This window comes from Deinococcus yavapaiensis KR-236 (assembly GCF_003217515.1).
Lineage (GTDB): Bacteria > Deinococcota > Deinococci > Deinococcales > Deinococcaceae > Deinococcus_A > Deinococcus_A yavapaiensis.
Genome location: NZ_QJSX01000003.1, coordinates 293162 through 309931 on the forward strand (window position 1 = coordinate 293162; position 16770 = coordinate 309931).

Here is a 16770-nt window from a genome sequence, read left to right on the forward strand (position 1 = left end):
TCGTTTCCGCTACGTGATGGCGTCGGTCGAGCTTTCCTGGAAGTGTCGGCCGAGGAAGTGCAGCAGCGCGTCGGGTTCCGAGAAGTAGCGCCGCCGAGGATCGTTCGGCAGCAGGACGGACGCGCGCCACACGGGGCGTGGGCCGTCGAACTCGTACCAGACGCGCAGCAGGTAGATGTCGTGCGTGGTGGACGCGAGGGGGAAACCGTATTCGTTCATGAGAGACCTCCGGCAGCGGGCGAACTCGCTTGACGCGACCGTAGCGCGCCTCGCGTGATTCCAGCCTGATCGGCGCCGCTCGGACTCGACCGCCGAGGTCCAGCTCCACGCGGCGGACGGGTGGAACGTGTCCTGGCGCGCCTCCAACCAAACTTGCGAAGCGCGAGGACGAAACGATTTCGTCCTCGCGCTTCATGTCCCCGTGGTCCGTGACGCTCGAACGAAGTCGGCGCGCGGCGTCTTCAGCGAGTCGACGCGGGAGGCGCCGCGAGATCCTCGACGGCGAGCGGTCGCAGGCGAGGCTGGTTCAAGAACGACGCGAGATAGGCGGGCGGCACGTCTTCACGGGCCGCTCGTTGCACCCAGGCGTGGAAGGCGTCGCGCGCCGCCGCGCCGAGTTCGGGTGATGTGGCGGCCGCGACTCGGGCGCGCACGTCGAGTTCCTCGGCGAGCGAGATGGTGCCCGCCGCGCCGATCTCGTCGCCGTTCGACCAGGAAGTCGCAGGCAAGTCGAGGGCGAGGCGAGCGGCGTTGAGGCGCACCTCGGCCGCCACGGCCACGCCGCGCAAGCCGTGCTCGCGCGCCTTCGCTCGCGTGTCTTCCAAGAGGCTGAGGCGATCTCGCGGCGGCAGGTGCGCCGCGCGCACGAGATCGAGCCGCGCCGTCCACCACACCGACACGTCTCCGACGCGCGCCGCCTCTCGAATGGCGGCGCGCGCTTCTTCGACGCAGCCGAGGTCGGTGAACAGGTGCGCGACGAGCACGCGCGGCTCGGGCAATTGATTCGCCGATGCGGGCAGCGACGCCAGCAGGGCGCGCGCGAGCGAGAGCGCCTCGTCGAAGGCGCCGAGCTCGGCGAGGAGCACGGCGCGCCACGCGTCGATCTCCGGTTGCCACAGCGCCGCGTGCATGATCTCGATCCCCTTCGCTTCGTCCAGCAGGCGAAGCGCGTGCGCGAAGCGACCCTCGGCGTGATCGCAGTGCGCCTCCGTCAGCCGCATGAAGACGCGTTGCGTCGCGTAGTCCGCGCCCGCGCGCACGTCCGTGCGCATGCGGTCCAGCGCGCCGCGCGCGGCGCGCACGTCACCGAGCATGACCTGCACGCTCGCCGACTTTTGCGCGCAACTGACCGCCGACTGCACGTCGCCCGAGCTGCGAAACAGCCTCTCGGCGGTCTCGACGTGCTGCAGCGCTTCGCGCGGTTGATGGCGAACGAGGTACAGCCCGTAGAGTTCGTGCGTCTTGGCGCGCAAGGACGTGTTGCCGTGCGTCTCGCCAATGGCCAGCATGCGGTCGAGCCACGCGGTGGGATTCGGAACGAAGCGCCGCAGGTAGCTAGCGAACACCAGCACTTCCAGCAAGTCCGCTTCCAAGCGCGGGTCGGCAGTCTGCTCCGCCCACGCCAAGCCCTGCTCGGCGAGTTCGGCGGCACGGTCCGCTTCGCCCGCCATGGTGAGGGCCGCGCTTTCCAGGCGATGCGCGATCGCGCGACGTCTCGGCGTGACGGCCCATTCGTGCAGGCGGCGAGCGAGTGCGCCGAGGTCCTCGGCGCGCTCCAGGTAAAACAACGCCTCGCCTTGGCGGTTCCACGCGTCGAAGGCCGCGTCCAACTCGCCCGCCGCCCAAAAGGCGTCGGCGGCTTCTCCGAGGTTCTCGGCGGCCGTGTCGCGCAGAAAGCGCGCGGCGGCGACTTCGGCGGCCTTCAAGAGCAGCGGCGCGGCGAGGGCGGGCTTGCCGCCTTCGAGCCAGTGGCGGGCGATGCGCGCGGGGTGCGCGCCGTGCCGCTCCAATGCGCGGGCGGCGCCGCGGTGCAGCAAGGGCCGCACGGACGACGGCACGCTTTGACGCACCGCCTCGGCGACGAGGTCGTGCGAGAAGCCGTCGCCGCGCACGATCTGCGCTCCCTCCAGCTCCTCCCACGCGCTCAAGAGGTCCAGCACGGGCGCGCCGAGCGTCTCGGCGATGAGTTCCACGTCGAAGTCGCGTTGCAGCACGGCGGCGGCCCGCGCTGCTTGTAGCGCGGGCGTCGATACCAGCCCGAGGCGCCGCTCGACGAGCTGACCGACTTTCGGAGGCAACGGCAGCCGTTCGGGCAGGTCCTCGGTGAGCTGGTTGGTCTGTATGAGGTGGCGAATCGTTTCCAGCAAGAAGAGCGGGTTGCCGCCGCTGTGCGCGCGCAAGCGGGCGCGAACGTCGGCGCGGCTCGGCACGCCGACGTCCGCCATGAGCGCGTCGAGGCCGTCCTCGCCGAGCGGTTCGACGTCGATCAGCACGCCCAGCCCTTCTTCCACGATCCGCAAGATGAGCGCCTCGCTCTCCGGCGCGACCTCGTCTCGGCGGTAGGTGACGAGCATCGGCGGCATCCGGCCCTGGCTGCCCGCCGGAGGCGGCTGCGTCCACATGAACACGCCGTCTTGATTCGAGTGGTAGTCGTAGAACTGCCAGTCGTCCACGAGCACGCACGCGAGGTGCCGCGTGCGCTCCAAGAAGAACACTTGCATGGCTTGGCGCAGGCGCAACACGTCGGCCTCGTCACGCAGCGGTTGCAGCGTCTCGTCGGGACGGGCGAGCTCGGGCACGACGCGCGACAGTTCCTTGCGCACCCACTCCGCGATCGGCACGTCCGGCCAGCGTTCCAGCACCAGCCTGACGTTGCGGGCGGAGGACGCGAACGGAACGTGCGCGTCGCCAGGACGGCCCGCGTACGTGAAGAACTCCCCTTTGCTGGCCGCGAATTCCTGCGCGAGGCGCGTCTTGCCCGCGCCGGGAGCGCCTCGCAGGTAGATGTACGGCACGGTGCCCCACGCGGCTTCCAAGCTCGCCCACTCCGCCTCACGTCCCACCAAGTTCGGAGGGCGCTGCACGGCGAGCGGCAAGGCGCTCGGCTTCACGACGTGCACGCTCGGCACGGTGCCCCGCTCGATCTGCGCGGCGAGCGCGGCGGTCTCCGGCAAGGGATCGGCGCCGAATTCGCGCCGCAGCACCTCGCGGCACTTGTGGTACGCCTTGAGGGCGGCGGCGCGGTCGCCGCGCAGGTAGTGCAGGCGCATGAGGCGTCGCCAAGCCTCTTCGGAAATCGGGTCGAGGTCCAGCAGGGCGCGCACGAGCACAGCCGCGTCGTCGAGCGCTCCGTCACGTTCGAGGCGGTCGGCTTCCGCGCGGCTCGCGTGCGCGCGCCACTCTGCCCAGCGTTCCTGCTCGGACAGCAGCCAGTCTTCAAGTTCAGGGCAATCGTCGTAGACGAGCCCGCCGAGAAGGCCGCCCGCGCGGTCGAGGAACTCCGCGTGACGTCCACGCGTGTAGAGGTCGCGCGCTTCGAGCGCGTCCACGACGAGATCGGCCGACAAGGTCAGGATGTCGGCGCCCGCGACCCACTCCTGCCCCGTGGCGAGGCGAAGCTTGCGTAGAAGTTGCGAGAGATTGTTCCTCGCCGTCGCTTCGGGCGAGGTGGGCCACAGCAATCCGACGAGGCGCGCGCGCGTCGTCGGGCCTTCGAGGGCGAGGTACGCCAGGCACGCGGCCGTCTTGCGCTCCACGGCGAGGCGCGCGCCGTCCGGACCTTCGAGGACGACCGGCTCGAACAGGTGAAACCGCCACGGCACGCTGTTCATGATGCTCTATGGTACCACCAACGTAAGAAGCGTTACACAAGTGACATGGACGAGGGCCGCCCCTCACGAACGAAGGGCGGCCCCGCCGAAGATGCTCACTTCACGACGGTGAACGGGCGAACCATGCCGAGCATGGCGTGCGGCGCGCCTTGATGCGTCGGGCTGGGAATGAAGCACAGCAGAATGTACTGCCCTTCGGTGAGGTTGAACTCGGCGTACTGCTGACGGCCCGCCGACATGCCTTGCGCGCCGCCCGCCGGGATGAAGGGCATCGGCCCCACCGGGTTCTTGAAGAACGCTTCGACGTCGGCCATCGTCTTGCCCGGCGCCATGCGCATGATGGCCATCTCGTGCGCCTCGGGGCCGGCGTTCACGATCTTCCACGTCTGCACGCCCGCCTTCACGGTGACGCCCTTGGGAAGCTCGATTCCGTAATCGAGGAGGCGCACGGTGAAGCTCGCCGTGGGCTCGGTCGCCGCGGCCGTTTGAGCCGCCGTGACGGTCAAGGCCTTCGTCATGCCGATCGCGAGGTGCGGCACGCCCTTCTCGTCGGGCACGAAGCACAGTTCGGCGTACGTGCCGGGCTTCGTGAAGTTCACCGTCGTCTTCTGCGACTGCCCGGGCAACAGCATTCCGACGCCGCCGATCATGTCGACCATCGCCAAGGCGGCGCCTTCGTTCTCCTTGAGCTTAGCGAGGAAGCCTTGGAGGTTCATGCCGTCGGGCAGACGCACGACTTGCACGTGGTGTGCTTCCTTGCCGGTGTTCGTGAGCGTCAAGGTCGTCCAGCCCGCCGGGATGGAGTCGGGCGACGTGAACTTGTACTCGCTGCTTTGAACGTCGACCGTCATGGGGTGGCCGTCGTGGGCGAACGCGAGGCTCGGCGTGGCGAGCATGGCGGCGGCGAGCAAGGTCGTGAGGCGGGTACGCATCGTCTTCTTCGTCTGGTTCATGTGAGTTCCTCCTGAATCGAACTCGCTTCGTTCGATCTGGGCTGACCTTACGAAGGCGGTCGTGATCGATCCGTGATTCACCTGGGATCGGCGTCACGCGGAACTTCGAGGCCTTCGTGAGCGGCGTGCGGGCTTCGGAGCGCCGTGAACGGCTTTCTCGGCGCGTGCCCGGCGCGAACATGAACGGATCATGGGTGAATCACGGATCGTCGCGCACCTTGAACCAGGCCGAACGAGCGCCACCCCCAGGAGGAACTTTCATGATGCGAACGAACGAAGCCGCTCCGATCTCCACGCCGACCTTCCCGACCTTCGAGGAAGTCAGCACCTTGCGCGTCGCCCTCGAAGGAGAAGTCGTGACGCCGTCCGACGCGACCTACGACGAGCTGCGCGCCGTTTGGAACGCCGACGCCGCCGACCGCCCCGCCTTGATCGTCCGTCCGCGCTCCGCGGTGGACGTGTCACGCGCCGTGCGCTTCGCTCGGGCTCGGGGCCTGCGGCTCACCGTGCGCGGCGGAGGTCACAGCCCCGCGGGCTTCTCCACCCTCGAAGGCGGCCTCGTGATCGACACGCGCCTTATGAAGTCGATCGTCGTGAATCCCGCGACGCGACGCGTTCGCTTGGAAAGCGGCTTGACGTGGGGCGAAGTCGCCCGCTTCCTGCAACCATACGACCTCGCCATCACGGCGGGCGACGTGCCGAGCGTCGGCGTGGCGGGCCTCACGCAAGGCGGCGGCGTCGGCTGGTTCGTGCGCAAGCACGGCCTCGCCGTGGACCGCCTGCGGGCCGTGGAACTCGTGACGGCCACCGGCGAGATCCTGCGCGCCACCGACACCGAGAACCGAGAGTTGTTCTGGGGCGTGCGTGGCGGCGGCGCGAACTTCGGCGTGATCACCGCGCTGGAATTCGAAGCGCATCCGGGCGGGCTCGTCACGGGCGGTGTCATCGCCTTCGACGGCACGAACGCCCGCCACTTGTTCGGCGAGTACGCTCGCCTCGCCAAAACGGCGCCCGACGACTTGTCCACGCAAGGCATCCTGATGGCCGCGCCGCCCCTTCCTTTCTTACCCGCCGAGATGATCGGCAAGCCGCTGTTCATCGTGGCGCTGTGCCACAGCGGTGACGTGGCCGAAGGCGAACGCCTCGTCCAAGCGTTCCGCGCGATGGGGCAGCCTTTGTTCGACATGACCGGTGTCGTGCCGTACGCGGAACTCGTGAACTCGCCGCTGTACGTACAAGCCGGCGAGCTCGGCATGCGGCACTTCGTGCGCTCCCACTTCGTCAAGGCCGTCGACGACGCGTTCCTCGACTCGCTCGTGAACGCCACGACGAACGTCTTCAATCCCGGCACGGTCGTGCAACTGCGCGTCCTGGGCGGTGAGATCGCGCGCATTCCGACGTCCTCGACGGCCTTCTCGCACCGCGAGGCCCAAGGGTTGCTGATGATCGAGCACCTGTGCCCGCTCGACGTGCCCGCCGCAGCGGCCACCGAAGCGCTCGCCGCGACGGAAGCGGTATGGAACGCCTTGCTTCCCTTCTCGCAAGGCTTGTACGCCAACTTCCTCGGGCGCGGCGAGGAGGCGCGCGCGAAACTCGCCTTCCGCGCCGAGATCTACGACCGCCTCGCGCGCCTCAAAGACCGCCTCGATCCCGACAACGTCTTCTCGCGCAACGCCAACGTGAAGCCGCTCTCGCCCGCGTGGCTGCGCTGAGTCCGGAGGAACCTCGAATGCTGCGCTCGACCGTCCGTCCCTTCCTGCGAGCCGCCCTGCTGGGCGTCCTCACGCTCGGCTCGACCTTCGCCTCCGACGCCGTGCCGACGCGTGACAGCCTTATCTCGTCGTTCCTGTCGCGCCGCGAAGGCACCGTTCCCCTGGCGGAGGCGACGCGCGGCGTGCGCGAGTTCACCTTGGAAGTGCACCGGATCAAGACCGAGATCGCGCCCGGCGAGACGGTCGAGCAGTGGGCCTTCTCCTTTCCGGGGCAAGCGCCCAGCGTGCCCGGCCCGGAACTTCGCGTGAAGCTCGGTGAGCGCGTCCGCATCACCCTCAAGAACACGCACGACCAACCGCACGCCGTTCACCTGCACGGCATCACGTCCCTCGCGCAGGAGATGGACGGCGTGCCGCACCTCTCGGGCCGCGTGATGCCCAATGGATCGTACACGTACGAGTTCGTCGCGACCGAGGCGGGAACCTTCGCGTACCACTGCCACGAACAGACGAACGTTCACCTCGACATGGGCATGTACGGCGCCCTCGTCGTCGAGGACCCCGATCATCCCCATCCGTGGACGGCCGAGCACACCCTCATCCTCGACGAGTGGGACAGCCACCACGACGATCCCGCCCGCGCTGGGTACACGCCCCGATACGACACCTTCCTCGTCAACGGCAAGTCCTTCCCGCTCATTCCCGACCTCGCGATTCCGGCGGGCGAGACGCACCTCGTGCGCTTCATCGCTATGGGAAGCGAGCCGCACAGCCTCCACCTGCACGGCACGTCCTTCCTCGTGATCGCCAAGGACGGGCACGACCTGCCCCTGCCGTACGTCGCCGACACCTTGCCGATCCTGCCCGGCGAACGGTACGACCTCCTCGTGAAGGGCCGCGACGGCACCTTTCCTTGGCACGACCACAACGCGAACGCCAACACGAACGCGGGCGTGTACCCGGGCGGCATGCACTTCGACGTCGTCGGAAGCCCCGCTCTTCGTGCCGACGGCACGCCCGCCACGACAAATCCGCACGCGGGCCACGGCATGACGAGCGCGACCGTCGCGACCTCGGCGGCCTCGTCGAGCGACTCCGCGCCTTCGAGCGCGACCGTTACCATCTCGAACTTCGAGTTCGGGCCCGAGGACGTCGTCGTCTCCACGGGGGGACGCGTCACGTGGCAAAACGACGACGAGGTGGCGCACGTCCTCGTCGTGAGCCTGAACGGCGCCGAGCAACGCCTCGACTTGCCCGCGCACGGCCACGTCACCATCACGTTTCCGGCGGCGGGTCGCGTCGCCTACCACTGCCTGCCGCATCCGTTCATGACCGGGAGCGTCGACGTTCGCTGACCGTGTGTTGCCTTTCATTTCTGTCATGCTGAAGCCACCCCACTTTTGTTTCCCTCGAATCCGGAGGTTCTGCTCGTGCACATCCGTTTCGCGCCCGTCCCGCCCGAATTCACGCTCGACTTGCCGTTCGACACCCTCGTCCGCAAGGACGCCCGCTTCACGCACCTCGCCCGCTTGCGCGCCCGCGGCGTTTTGGATCACGTCGTGCAAGACAGCGCCGACTTGCAGCAAGCCCACCTCGTCGTGGGGTCTCACGTCGGGACGCCCGGACGTACCGCCGCGCGCCACGCGATGTTCGAAGGCTGGTCGCTCGGCGCCTTGGAGTACGCGCTCGGCTTCGACTCGACCTGCGTCACGCGTTCGTCGTGCGACGAACCGTCCACGTGGTCGCGCGGCATCGCGTTTCTCGTGCATGAAGGACGGGTGTCGCGTCGCCTCGACTTGTCCGACGACGCGGACCGCTTCGAACTCGACTGGTCGCGTGGCGCCAGGGGTGTGAGCGCCCACCTGCACCGACTCGACCCCCAAGGCCGCTTGGAACGCCTCGTTCTGGCTTGAAGCGATCACGACCCATCCCGGTTTTCGGCACCCACTTCTTTCCTCGAGGAGACCGACATGAACACCGCTCGTCCCGACGCCCGCCTTTTTCCGACCCTCGCCCTCGTGGTCTGGCCCACGCCGACTCCATCTGCCCGTCTCGCCTCGGCGAGCTCGTCGCTTCGCCCGTCGTTGTTTCCGGCCCTCGCCTCGGTTCGCTGGCAAGGCTCGCCGCGCGTGGGCGCTTGAACGGACGATTGGCAGAAGCGAACGCCGCCGGAATTCCGGCGGCGTTCGCTTTTCGTGGTCGTGCTCAGTCGTTGCGATTGTTGCCCTTGTCGTCGTTGCCACGGTTGCCGTCGTTGCCGTGGTTGTGCGAATTCTCGCCGCCCTTGCGTCCGATCTCGGCCATGTGCTGACGATCTTGGCTGACGGCCTCGCCGCCCTTGCGGCCCGCTTCGCGCGCTTCTTCCGAGGTGAACTCGTGCGCGTTTCCGCGTTCGTGCGACGCGCGCCCACCTTGGCTGGCGATTTCGCGTTGCTTCTCGGGGTCCATGGAGGCGAATCCGCGCTTGTCGTCGTTCTTGTCCTGGTTCGTCATGTTCTTCCTCCTCTTGGGGATTTGGTCGTTCATGCCGCTCGGGCACGACGTCAGTGTGAACTTCGCGCGTGAATACGGTTGTCGAGACAATTCAAGCCTGTTTGTGCAAATGCACATCAGTGCACCGCTCGTCCGTTGTGCACTTGCCTATGGCAAAACTGTCATGGCGCCGCGAGCGCTGGCCGTGCCGTCACGCTTTGCGCGCCTCGAGCCACGTCCGCTCGACACGGCAGCCCGAAGAAAGTGCGTGCAACATTTCCTCCAACGCGTCGCCCGCCGCGCCCGACTCCTCGCGCGTCATCGGGGCGAGGGCGTCGAACAGAAAGTACGCGCGCGTCGTTTCCTCGGTGAGTCGAGTGCGCGTGCCTTGCCGCCAATTCCACGCGCGACACGTCACGCCACGCTCGTCCGCCCAGACCACCTCGCCCTGAGCGGGACGATCGACGAACGGCGCTCCGTCTTTCGTGGAGTCGAACGGCTCGGCGCCGCTCGCGAACTTCAACGTCACGCGCCCGACGACGCGGTCGAGATCCTCGCCGCCGCACGGCACCACGAAGCGCACGCTCGCGGCATTGTACGCGTCCACGAGACGGTTCACCCTCGGCAACTCGCCGCCCTTGAGAACGCGCGAGATGAGCGCCTCGGCCGAGTTGAGGGTGCGCTGCGGCTTCACGCCGAACGCGCGGTACGCCTCGCGCCACGCGGCGATGTGCGGATGTTCGGGCAGGGCGAGGCTCGTGAAGATCCGCCGGACGTGCTCCTCGGCTTCTCGAAGCAGGGCGTCGCTTCGCGCGTCGCTCGGGCCGTTCGTGAGGTCGCGAGCGGTCAGGACGAGCGCGTGGTACGTCGGAAAGCGGTCGGCGACGCGCGGATCGATCGACATCGACTCGCTCACGCGCGTTCCTCGCCGGAACTCGCCGCCAGCGTCGTCAAGGCGTCGCCGCTCAGGCCGTAATCGATCCACACGGGATTGGCCTTGGCGCCGAGGCGCTCGTAGAAGCGCCGCCCACCCGCGTTCCACTCCGCCACCGCCCAACGCATCGCGCCGCACGCGTGCCTCACCGCTTCCCGGGCGGCCGCCCGCATGAGGGCCTCACCGACACCTTCGCCGCGCGCTTGCTCGGCGACGTAGAGTTCTTTGATGTACAGCGTCGGCCGGGCCGTCGCGGTGAACGGCACGAAGTAGTACACCAGCGTCCCGACGACTTCGCCTGCCTTCTCGGCGACGAGCGCGTGAAAGTCGGGCGGATCGCTGTGAAAGCCTCGCCGTACGAGGACGTCCTCCGTCACGGCGAAAGAGTCGAGGTAGTGCTCGAAGGCGGCGAGACCGCGCATGAGTGGGAGAAGGTGCGGAACGTCGGCTTCGTTGGCGTGTCGAACGATCGTGGTCATGTGGCTCCAGAGTCGAGGCGTGAACCTCGGTCTTGGTATCGTGCCGTGAAATTGGCACCGAAGGAAGGACCAATACGACTTGAAAACACTCGACCAATTCACGAAGGGTGACGACGCGTTCGCCCGCGACGTCGACGTCGCCGTGCACCTCGATCGAACGTCGAGGGTTCCGCTCGCTCATCAACTCGTCTGCGAGTTGCGGCGCGCCATCACGGACGGACGCTTGCCGAGCGGAACGCGCCTGCCCGCGAGCCGCATCCTCGCCCGCGCCCTCCAGGTGAGCCGACACACGGTGTTGATCGCCTACGACGAGTTGCTGAGCCACGGTTTGCTCGAAGGGCGCGTCGGGTCCGGCACGTTCGTGAGCGAGGCCGCGCCCCGTCGAACCCGAGGCGCGGAGCCCGCCTCCGTCTCGCCTCCGCGGTGGCTTCGCGGCGCGTTCGTCACGGCGCATGTCAGCGAGGCCGCTCGTGACGACGTCATCGAGTTTCGCGCGGGGCAACCGGAGGTGGCGCCCGTGTCGAACGAAGCGTGGAAGCGCGCGTGGCGCCGCGTCGCCGCCGAAGCGTTGCCGGGCGAGTACGCGCAGGCGGCCGGAGACCTCGCGCTGCGCGCTCAACTCGCCGCGTACCTGAGTCGCGCCCGAGGCGTTTCGTGCAGCGCCGAGGACGTCGTGATCACGTCGGGCACCATCCAGGGACTGCATCTCGTGGCCCGCGCGACTCTGCGCGAGAACGACGTCGTCGCGTTCGAGGAGCCGGGCTATCGTCTGGGTCGCCAAGTGTTCTTGGAGCGCGGCGCGAAGGTCGTGCCCGTGCCCGTGGACGATGACGGCCTGCGCGTGGCCGACTTGCCGGGAAGCGCGGACGCGCCGATTCTCGTGTACACGACGCCGTCGCATCAATTCCCCCTCGGCGCACGCTTGGCGTTGCCGCGCCGCGCCGCGCTGCTGGCGTGGGCGCGCGAGCACGACGCGCTCGTCTTGGAAGACGACTACGACGGAGAGTTTCGATACGACGCGCCGCCCCTGCCCGCCCTCGCGTCGATGGACCGAGGGCGCGTGGCGTACTTCGGAACGTTCTCGAAGGTGCTCTCGCCATCGTTGCGCGTCGGGTACGTCGTCGCGCCACCCCCGCTTCGAGATCGCATCGTGGAGCTCAAGACGATCGCCGATTACCACACGTCCTGGCCGGTGCAGCGGGCCTTGGCGCACTTCCTGGCGTCGGGAGACTTGGAGCGGCACTTGCGGCGCATGCGACGCTCGTACGCCAAGAAGCGTGGCGTGCTCGTGCGGGCCTTGGCGAACGTGAAGTCCTTGGCGCGCGTGCGAGGCTTGGAGGCCGGATTCCACGTGCACCTCGAACTCGACGACGCCGTGGACGCGTCGGCGGTGGCCCACCGAGCCGCCGAGCGCGGCGTCAGCGTGAGCACGCTCGCGCCGTTTTACAGCGCGGGCGAGGCCATGAACGGATTGCTGCTGGGCTACGGCGGCTTGAGCGTGGACCGAATCGAGGCGGGCGCCCGGGTGCTCGTGGACGTGATTCGCGAGGTGGCGACGGCCGACGGGGGATGACGTCGGTCGTCGCGCCGAGAAGCGTCGGCGTGTCGGCTATTCACGCCCCCGCGAAGTTCGCTCGAACGCCACCTTCGCCGCCCAACGACTCCAGTTCCACGCGCGTGGATCCCGCGTCGCGCCCAGGGCCGCTTCGACGCGCCCTTGCATTTCGGCGCGAACGGTGGGCGCAAGGGCCGCCAAGTGCGGAACGAGCGCCCGAATCGCGTCTGCACCGACGGTCGTGAGGTGCACGAGGTCGGGCGACGCGAAAGACCGCCCGTTCACCGTGACGCTCGGAGTTCGCAGGGCGCGCGGCAAGTTCACGTTCGCGACGAGCGCCGCCGGATTCGCGGCGTTGAGGGCGATGGTGGTGGCGAAGCCCAACAGCACGGCGAGAAACGCGAAGCGCCGCAGCGTGTCCGTCAGGAGTGTCACGACGAACAGCACGAGCGTGAGGGCCACCCAGGTCATGAAGGTCGTCGCGAGCAGACGGTCGAGCGTCAAACCGTACGCGTCGACGTACAACCGCATGCGGGTCGTGGCGGACAGCAGCATCACGCCGACGAGCACGGCGATCGTGACGCACAACCCGCGGAACACGACGCTTCGCCGTTCGTGGTCACGCACGAGGCCCGCGAGGCCCACCAGCATCGGCAAGACGAGCGCGGCGACGGTCACGAGTTCGAAGAACCCTTTGCGGGCGTACTCCGCGTACGTCAAGCCCGTCAACGCCGTGATTTGCGAGGTGCCGCCGAAGAAGTACGCGGCTTGCACGCCGATGAACGCCCCGAACAGCGAGGCGACGCTTCCCAAGACGACCGCGACTTCCGTGAGGCCGAGCTTCGGCGCGCTCGCGCCCCCCGCCGAGATCGTCCACGGTTCGGCGATCAGGGCCCCGTACAGCCAGCCGAGCGCCAGCCAAGTCCAAGAGAGGACCGCGAAGGTGCTCGCCGCGAGGGCGGTCACGTCGAAGCGAAGCGCCTCGCCGAAAAGGCGCGCGAAGGCCGCGTCGGCCGACGTCAGAAGCAGCGCGAACACGCTCAGGATCGGCGAGGCGATCACCAGGCCGCGCGCGAGCGGCGCGACGGACGGGTGGAAGGATCGTCGGCCCATCGCTTTCCACGGCGCGAGAAAGGCGACGCTGAACGGCCCCGTGAGTCCCATGAGGTGTCCGCGCACCAAGCTCAGGGTGTGCTGCGCGACGGACGCGCCTCGCAAGCCTTCGCCGCGCAGATGCGACGCGGCGAGCGCGAAGGCCGTGACGACCGCCAGGAAATTCACGAAGGTCAAGAGCGGCGAGTCGCGCCACGCGAACATCGCCGCGAGCAAGAGCCCGCTTCCGAGCAGCACGCGCCCTTCGAGGCCCACGGTGGCTCGCCACGCTCGCGCGAGCAGCAGCGCCACCAGAACGAGGGCGCCGCACCAAGCCAAGACGTTGAGGCCCAAGGTCGGCGCGTCGAACAGGAAGCGTCCGCCCACGCCGAGGACGAGGGCGGCGAACAACAGCAGCATCGCCGTTCGGACGGGCAGGCGCGGGCGGGGAAGGGGCACGGCGGCGAGCGGTGGTTGGGTAGGAGGCGCGTCCGACATGACCGCATCGTGCGGCGGCGCTCGCCTGAAGCGCATCGCCGAGGAGGATTAGCCCGAGGCTTAGGCCCGGGTCCGAGCTCACCCCTCGCTTCTGCTCAGCAAGCCCGAGGAGAGCGCGAGTTGCACCGCTTCGAGGCGGTCTCGCGCTCCGAGTTTGGCGAGGACGTTCGACACGTGAACCTTCACGGTGCTTTCCGACAAGCCCAAGGCCGAGGCGATGCGCTTGTTCGCGAGGCCGCGCGCGACGAGCGCGAGGACGTCGCGCTCTCTCCGCGTGAGCAATTCGGGAGCGTGGGTCGGCGTGGGCTCCGAGCGGCGCGCGAGCGCGAGCGCCAGCTTCTCGGCGACGCTCGGCTGCACGTAACGCTCGCCCCCGGCGACGCGCACGACCGTGTCGCGCAGCGTCTCGATCGGCACGTCCTTCAGAAGGTAGCCGGCCACGCCCGCCGTGAGACCCGCGATCATGTCGTCCTCCTCCTCGAAGGTCGTCAGCAAGATCACGCGCGCGCCGTGCCGCTGTCTCAACTCGCTCGCGGCGCGCACGCCGCCCATGCCGGGCATGCGAACGTCCATCAGGACGACGTCGGCCCGTGAAGCTTCGAAGAACGCGAGGGCCGCCTCGCCGCTCTCGACGTCCCCGATCACCTTCAAGCGTGCGTCGCGCTCCAACAACGTGGCGAGGCCGACGCGCACCCACGGCTGGTCGTCCACGACGAGGACCGTCACGACGTCTTGTTGGAAGGAGTGGGCAGGATCATCCACAAGCGCACCTGCCCGTCATGATACGCGAGGCCCGCGTCACCTCCGAGACTGTTCGCCCGCTCGCGAAGGCCTCGCACGCCTTGTCCTTCGCGCGAAGGCGGCGCCCCTCGGGCGTTGCGCGCTTCGAAGCGAACCGCGTTGCCGTCACGCTTCAAGGTCAACGTGACGCGCTCGCTCGGCGCGTGCTTCAGCGCGTTCGTCAAGGCTTCTTGCGCCGCTCGGTACACGGTGACGCGGCCTTCCTCGTCCAGAGCGTCCGACACGTCGTCCAAGGCCAGCTCGACGTTCGCGGCGGGCGCCCAGACGGCGACGAGTCGGGAGAGGGCGCGCGTCACGTTCTCGTCCGCCGAGCTTTCGCGAAGGGCGTGGACCGCGCGGCGCAAGTCCGCGATGGCGTCCGCGTTGCGCTGCAAGGCGCGGTCGAGGGCTTCGCCAAGGCGCGGATCTTCCTTCAGGAGTTGCAGATCGAACCACTGCGCGGTGAGGTGATGGCCGAGCGTGTCGTGAAGCTCGCGCGCCATGCGCGCCCGCTCGTCGCGTGACGCGCGGTCCACGGCGAGGTCGCGCAGACGGCTCACCTCGCGGTGCGAGGCCGTGATCTCCTGACGCGCGCGCGCTTCGCGCAGGGCGAGCTCGAACGTCAGCAGCAGGTACGCGCCGAGCGCCCCGACGGCGAGCGTGAGGGTGAGGACGTCGAGCACGTCACGCCGACCGATGCCCCACCAGTCCATGCCGCGCGCCCGAAACGACACGGGCAGCAGCACCGTCAAGCCGAGCGCGCACGCGAGAATCGTCTTCGGCAACGTCCAGCGAACGCGCAGCACGAGCGGCAAGTACGCGAGGGCGAGAATCGGCGTGTAGTGAAAGGTCAGCAGGGCCGTCGCGACCGTCAGGACGCTCGCCGACACGCCGACCGAGCGCCACGAGGGCCGCACGAGGTCCACGACGCGCAGCACTGCCAGCACCACGAGGACCGCGAGCCCGACGCGCACCGACGCTTGAAGCGGATCGAGGAGGGGCAGTCGCGCGCCGGGATTCGAGAAGGGCGCGACGGTGAGGGTGAACAGCAAGACGAGCGCGACGTTGAGGGACGCGAACAGCACCACGATCTTCGAGGCGGGACTGAGCCGATGAAACCACTGCATGCCTGGCGGTATTGTCGCACCCGCCCGCTTCGGAAGGCACGAGGCGCCTCGCGCCTCCGATCTGCGCGCCCCGAGCGAGCCCGCACCGTCGTCCTTCATGGGCTCGCGGCTTCGCCTCGACTTCTCGGGCGCCAAGGAGGTGCAGGCCGAGGTGTTCGGGTGTTTCGGTCCCCTGCCGAGAAGGCGGGTTCGCGAATGGACGTGCGCCGACTCGCGCTGTGTCCGGTGACAGTGCACATGAAGGGGCGTCTGTTTCCCGCGAGGTAACGGGGGCGGCCTCGCCGCGTCGCTTAGGCTGGATTCATGATGCGAGCGGTGGTCGTCGAAGACTTCGGCAGCAGCGACGTCCTTCGGGTTCGGGCATGGCCCGCGCCTCACCCCGGTCCGGGCGAGGTCCGTATTCGGGTGTCCCTGGCGAGCGTGAACTACGCCGACGTCCTTTCGCGGCGCGGGGGCTACGACGCGGGGCGGAGCGTGCCGTTCGTGCCGGGCCTCGACTGCGTCGGAATCGTGGACGCGGTGGGGGAGGGCGTGGAGGCGTCGCGGGTGGGCCAACGGGTGGCGGCCTTCGCGAAGAGCGGGTCGTACGCGGAGTTCGCGCTCGCTTCCGCCGTCTTGACGTACCCCGTTCCAAACGACCTTCCCGACGAGGCGGTCTGCGGACTCACGGCTCTTGTCACCGCGTACAACGTGCTGACGCTGGCGGGTCGGTCGCGAAAAGGCGAGAGCGTTCTCGTGCACGCGGCGAGCGGCGGAGTGGGCGGCTTGGCCGTGCAGATCGCGCGGGCGCTCGGAGCCTCGCCGGTGATCGGCGTGACGAGCGGCTCGAAAGCGGCCTTCGTACGCGGGCTCGGCGCGGACGTCGTCGTGGACCGAGGCGCCGAGGACTTCGCGGCTCGCACCTTGGAAGCGACGGGCGGTCGTGGCGCGGACGTGATTCTCGACTCGGTGGGCGGCGAGACGTTGGAGCGCGGCGTGACCTGTCTCGCCGAGTTCGGCCGACTCGTGACCTTCGGTCAGACGGGTGGGCGGTCCGCGAACGTCGGGACGTCGCCTCTGCATCGTGGAAGCCGCGCGGTGGTGGGCTACAGCAGCGGTCATTTGCGGCGAGTTCGACCGCACGCGGTCGGGAGCGCCGTGGACGCGGCGTTCGAACTGTTGAGGCGGGGGGACGTGACGCCGAGCGTGTTCGAGCGTTTCGCGCTGGAGCGTGGGCCAGAGGCGCACGCCTTGATGGAGCGGGCCGAGCATGTCGGCAAGTTGGTGTTGATGCCTAGCGCCGACTAAGCAAAATACCCGGGTGATATTGACGCCTTGTTTTACCCTGGGTAATATCGG

Annotated in this window: 15 protein-coding genes; 6 read left to right on the forward strand and 9 right to left on the reverse strand. The window is 68.6% G+C overall.

Annotation, left to right across the window (positions count from 1 at the left end; all coding sequences use genetic code 11):
- Nucleotides 1-9: 9 nt before the first annotated feature.
- From DES52_RS05565 to DES52_RS05575, 3 genes are all read right to left on the reverse strand, one after another.
- Entirely contained in the window at nucleotides 10-219 is a 210-nt protein-coding gene (locus DES52_RS05565) for a hypothetical protein (protein ID WP_110885777.1), read from the reverse strand.
- 242 nt (nucleotides 220-461) lie between these two features.
- The gene (locus tag DES52_RS05570) at nucleotides 462-3830 is read right to left on the reverse strand and encodes an ATP-binding protein (RefSeq protein WP_110885778.1); all 3369 of its coding nucleotides are present in this window, start codon (nucleotides 3828-3830) and stop codon (nucleotides 462-464) included.
- Nucleotides 3831-3925: 95 nt separating this feature from the next.
- On the reverse strand, nucleotides 3926-4783 hold the full coding sequence (locus tag DES52_RS05575) for a hypothetical protein (protein ID WP_110885779.1): 858 nt from the start codon (nucleotides 4781-4783) through the stop codon (nucleotides 3926-3928).
- 260 nt (nucleotides 4784-5043) lie between these two features.
- On the opposite strand from DES52_RS05575, the gene DES52_RS05580 reads away from it, so the two are divergent.
- The 4 genes from DES52_RS05580 (at nucleotide 5044) to DES52_RS22830 (ending at nucleotide 8636) form a co-directional block, all read left to right on the forward strand.
- Nucleotides 5044-6495: an FAD-binding oxidoreductase gene (locus DES52_RS05580; protein ID WP_170130900.1), complete on the forward strand. Its 1452-nt coding sequence runs from the start codon at nucleotides 5044-5046 to the stop codon at nucleotides 6493-6495.
- Nucleotides 6496-6512: 17 nt separating this feature from the next.
- On the forward strand, nucleotides 6513-7850 hold the full coding sequence (locus DES52_RS05585) for a multicopper oxidase family protein (protein WP_110885781.1): 1338 nt from the start codon (nucleotides 6513-6515) through the stop codon (nucleotides 7848-7850).
- Between the two features lie 75 nt (nucleotides 7851-7925).
- Entirely contained in the window at nucleotides 7926-8408 is a 483-nt protein-coding gene (locus DES52_RS05590) for a hypothetical protein (RefSeq protein WP_146237197.1), read from the forward strand.
- A 57-nt stretch (nucleotides 8409-8465) separates the two neighbouring features.
- The gene (locus DES52_RS22830; protein WP_170130901.1) at nucleotides 8466-8636 is read left to right on the forward strand and encodes a hypothetical protein; all 171 of its coding nucleotides are present in this window, start codon (nucleotides 8466-8468) and stop codon (nucleotides 8634-8636) included.
- Between the two features lie 64 nt (nucleotides 8637-8700).
- Here the strand turns inward: DES52_RS22830 and DES52_RS05595 are convergent, their stop codons facing one another.
- The 3 genes from DES52_RS05595 to DES52_RS05605 form a co-directional block, all read right to left on the reverse strand.
- Complete coding sequence (locus tag DES52_RS05595) at nucleotides 8701-8988, reverse strand: KGG domain-containing protein (RefSeq protein ID WP_110885783.1); 288 nt, start codon at nucleotides 8986-8988, stop codon at nucleotides 8701-8703.
- Between the two features lie 190 nt (nucleotides 8989-9178).
- Entirely contained in the window at nucleotides 9179-9871 is a 693-nt protein-coding gene (locus DES52_RS05600) for a B3/B4 domain-containing protein (RefSeq protein ID WP_245900733.1), read from the reverse strand.
- 8 nt (nucleotides 9872-9879) lie between these two features.
- On the reverse strand, nucleotides 9880-10380 hold the full coding sequence (locus tag DES52_RS05605) for a GNAT family N-acetyltransferase (RefSeq protein ID WP_110885785.1): 501 nt from the start codon (nucleotides 10378-10380) through the stop codon (nucleotides 9880-9882).
- A gap of 79 nt (nucleotides 10381-10459) precedes the next feature.
- Here DES52_RS05605 and pdxR point away from each other — a divergent pair, with 79 nt between their 5' ends.
- Nucleotides 10460-11953, forward strand: a complete 1494-nt coding sequence (gene pdxR / locus DES52_RS05610; RefSeq protein WP_170130902.1) for a MocR-like pyridoxine biosynthesis transcription factor PdxR — start codon at nucleotides 10460-10462, stop codon at nucleotides 11951-11953.
- Nucleotides 11954-11989: 36 nt separating this feature from the next.
- On the opposite strand, the gene DES52_RS05615 is transcribed toward pdxR, so the two are convergent.
- From DES52_RS05615 to DES52_RS05625, 3 genes are all read right to left on the reverse strand, one after another.
- Nucleotides 11990-13525 carry a DUF4153 domain-containing protein gene (locus DES52_RS05615; protein WP_110885786.1) on the reverse strand — a complete coding sequence of 512 codons (1536 nt, stop codon included), beginning with the start codon at nucleotides 13523-13525 and terminating at the stop codon, nucleotides 11990-11992.
- 78 nt (nucleotides 13526-13603) lie between these two features.
- Nucleotides 13604-14287 (reverse strand): response regulator, encoded by a 684-nt coding sequence (locus DES52_RS05620; RefSeq protein ID WP_110885787.1) that lies wholly within the window; start codon nucleotides 14285-14287, stop codon nucleotides 13604-13606.
- Nucleotides 14248-15432: a sensor histidine kinase gene (locus tag DES52_RS05625; protein WP_170130903.1), complete on the reverse strand. Its 1185-nt coding sequence runs from the start codon at nucleotides 15430-15432 to the stop codon at nucleotides 14248-14250. Before DES52_RS05625 ends, DES52_RS05620 begins: the two co-directional genes overlap by 40 nt.
- A gap of 303 nt (nucleotides 15433-15735) precedes the next feature.
- Between DES52_RS05625 and DES52_RS05630 the strand changes: the two genes are divergently transcribed.
- The gene (locus tag DES52_RS05630) at nucleotides 15736-16719 is read left to right on the forward strand and encodes a quinone oxidoreductase family protein (RefSeq protein ID WP_211317865.1); all 984 of its coding nucleotides are present in this window, start codon (nucleotides 15736-15738) and stop codon (nucleotides 16717-16719) included.
- The last annotated feature ends 51 nt before the right edge of the window (nucleotides 16720-16770 follow it).

What these genes read in the sequence shown, in the direction of transcription:
- DES52_RS05565 (WP_110885777.1), bottom strand. Translation starts at nt 219, where the DNA reads ATGAACGAATACGGTTTCCCCCTCGCGTCCACCACGCACGACATCTAC.
- DES52_RS05570 (WP_110885778.1), bottom strand. Translation starts at nt 3,830, where the DNA reads ATGAACAGCGTGCCGTGGCGGTTTCACCTGTTCGAGCCGGTCGTCCTC.
- DES52_RS05575 (WP_110885779.1), bottom strand. Translation starts at nt 4,783, where the DNA reads ATGAACCAGACGAAGAAGACGATGCGTACCCGCCTCACGACCTTGCTC.
- DES52_RS05580 (WP_170130900.1), top strand. Translation starts at nt 5,044, where the DNA reads ATGATGCGAACGAACGAAGCCGCTCCGATCTCCACGCCGACCTTCCCG.
- DES52_RS05585 (WP_110885781.1), top strand. Translation starts at nt 6,513, where the DNA reads ATGCTGCGCTCGACCGTCCGTCCCTTCCTGCGAGCCGCCCTGCTGGGC.
- DES52_RS22830 (WP_170130901.1), top strand. Translation starts at nt 8,466, where the DNA reads ATGAACACCGCTCGTCCCGACGCCCGCCTTTTTCCGACCCTCGCCCTC.
- DES52_RS05595 (WP_110885783.1), bottom strand. Translation starts at nt 8,988, where the DNA reads ATGACGAACCAGGACAAGAACGACGACAAGCGCGGATTCGCCTCCATG.
- DES52_RS05600 (WP_245900733.1), bottom strand. Translation starts at nt 9,871, where the DNA reads ATGTCGATCGATCCGCGCGTCGCCGACCGCTTTCCGACGTACCACGCG.
- DES52_RS05605 (WP_110885785.1), bottom strand. Translation starts at nt 10,380, where the DNA reads ATGACCACGATCGTTCGACACGCCAACGAAGCCGACGTTCCGCACCTT.
- DES52_RS05615 (WP_110885786.1), bottom strand. Translation starts at nt 13,525, where the DNA reads ATGTCGGACGCGCCTCCTACCCAACCACCGCTCGCCGCCGTGCCCCTT.
- DES52_RS05625 (WP_170130903.1), bottom strand. Translation starts at nt 15,432, where the DNA reads ATGCAGTGGTTTCATCGGCTCAGTCCCGCCTCGAAGATCGTGGTGCTG.
- DES52_RS05630 (WP_211317865.1), top strand. Translation starts at nt 15,736, where the DNA reads ATGATGCGAGCGGTGGTCGTCGAAGACTTCGGCAGCAGCGACGTCCTT.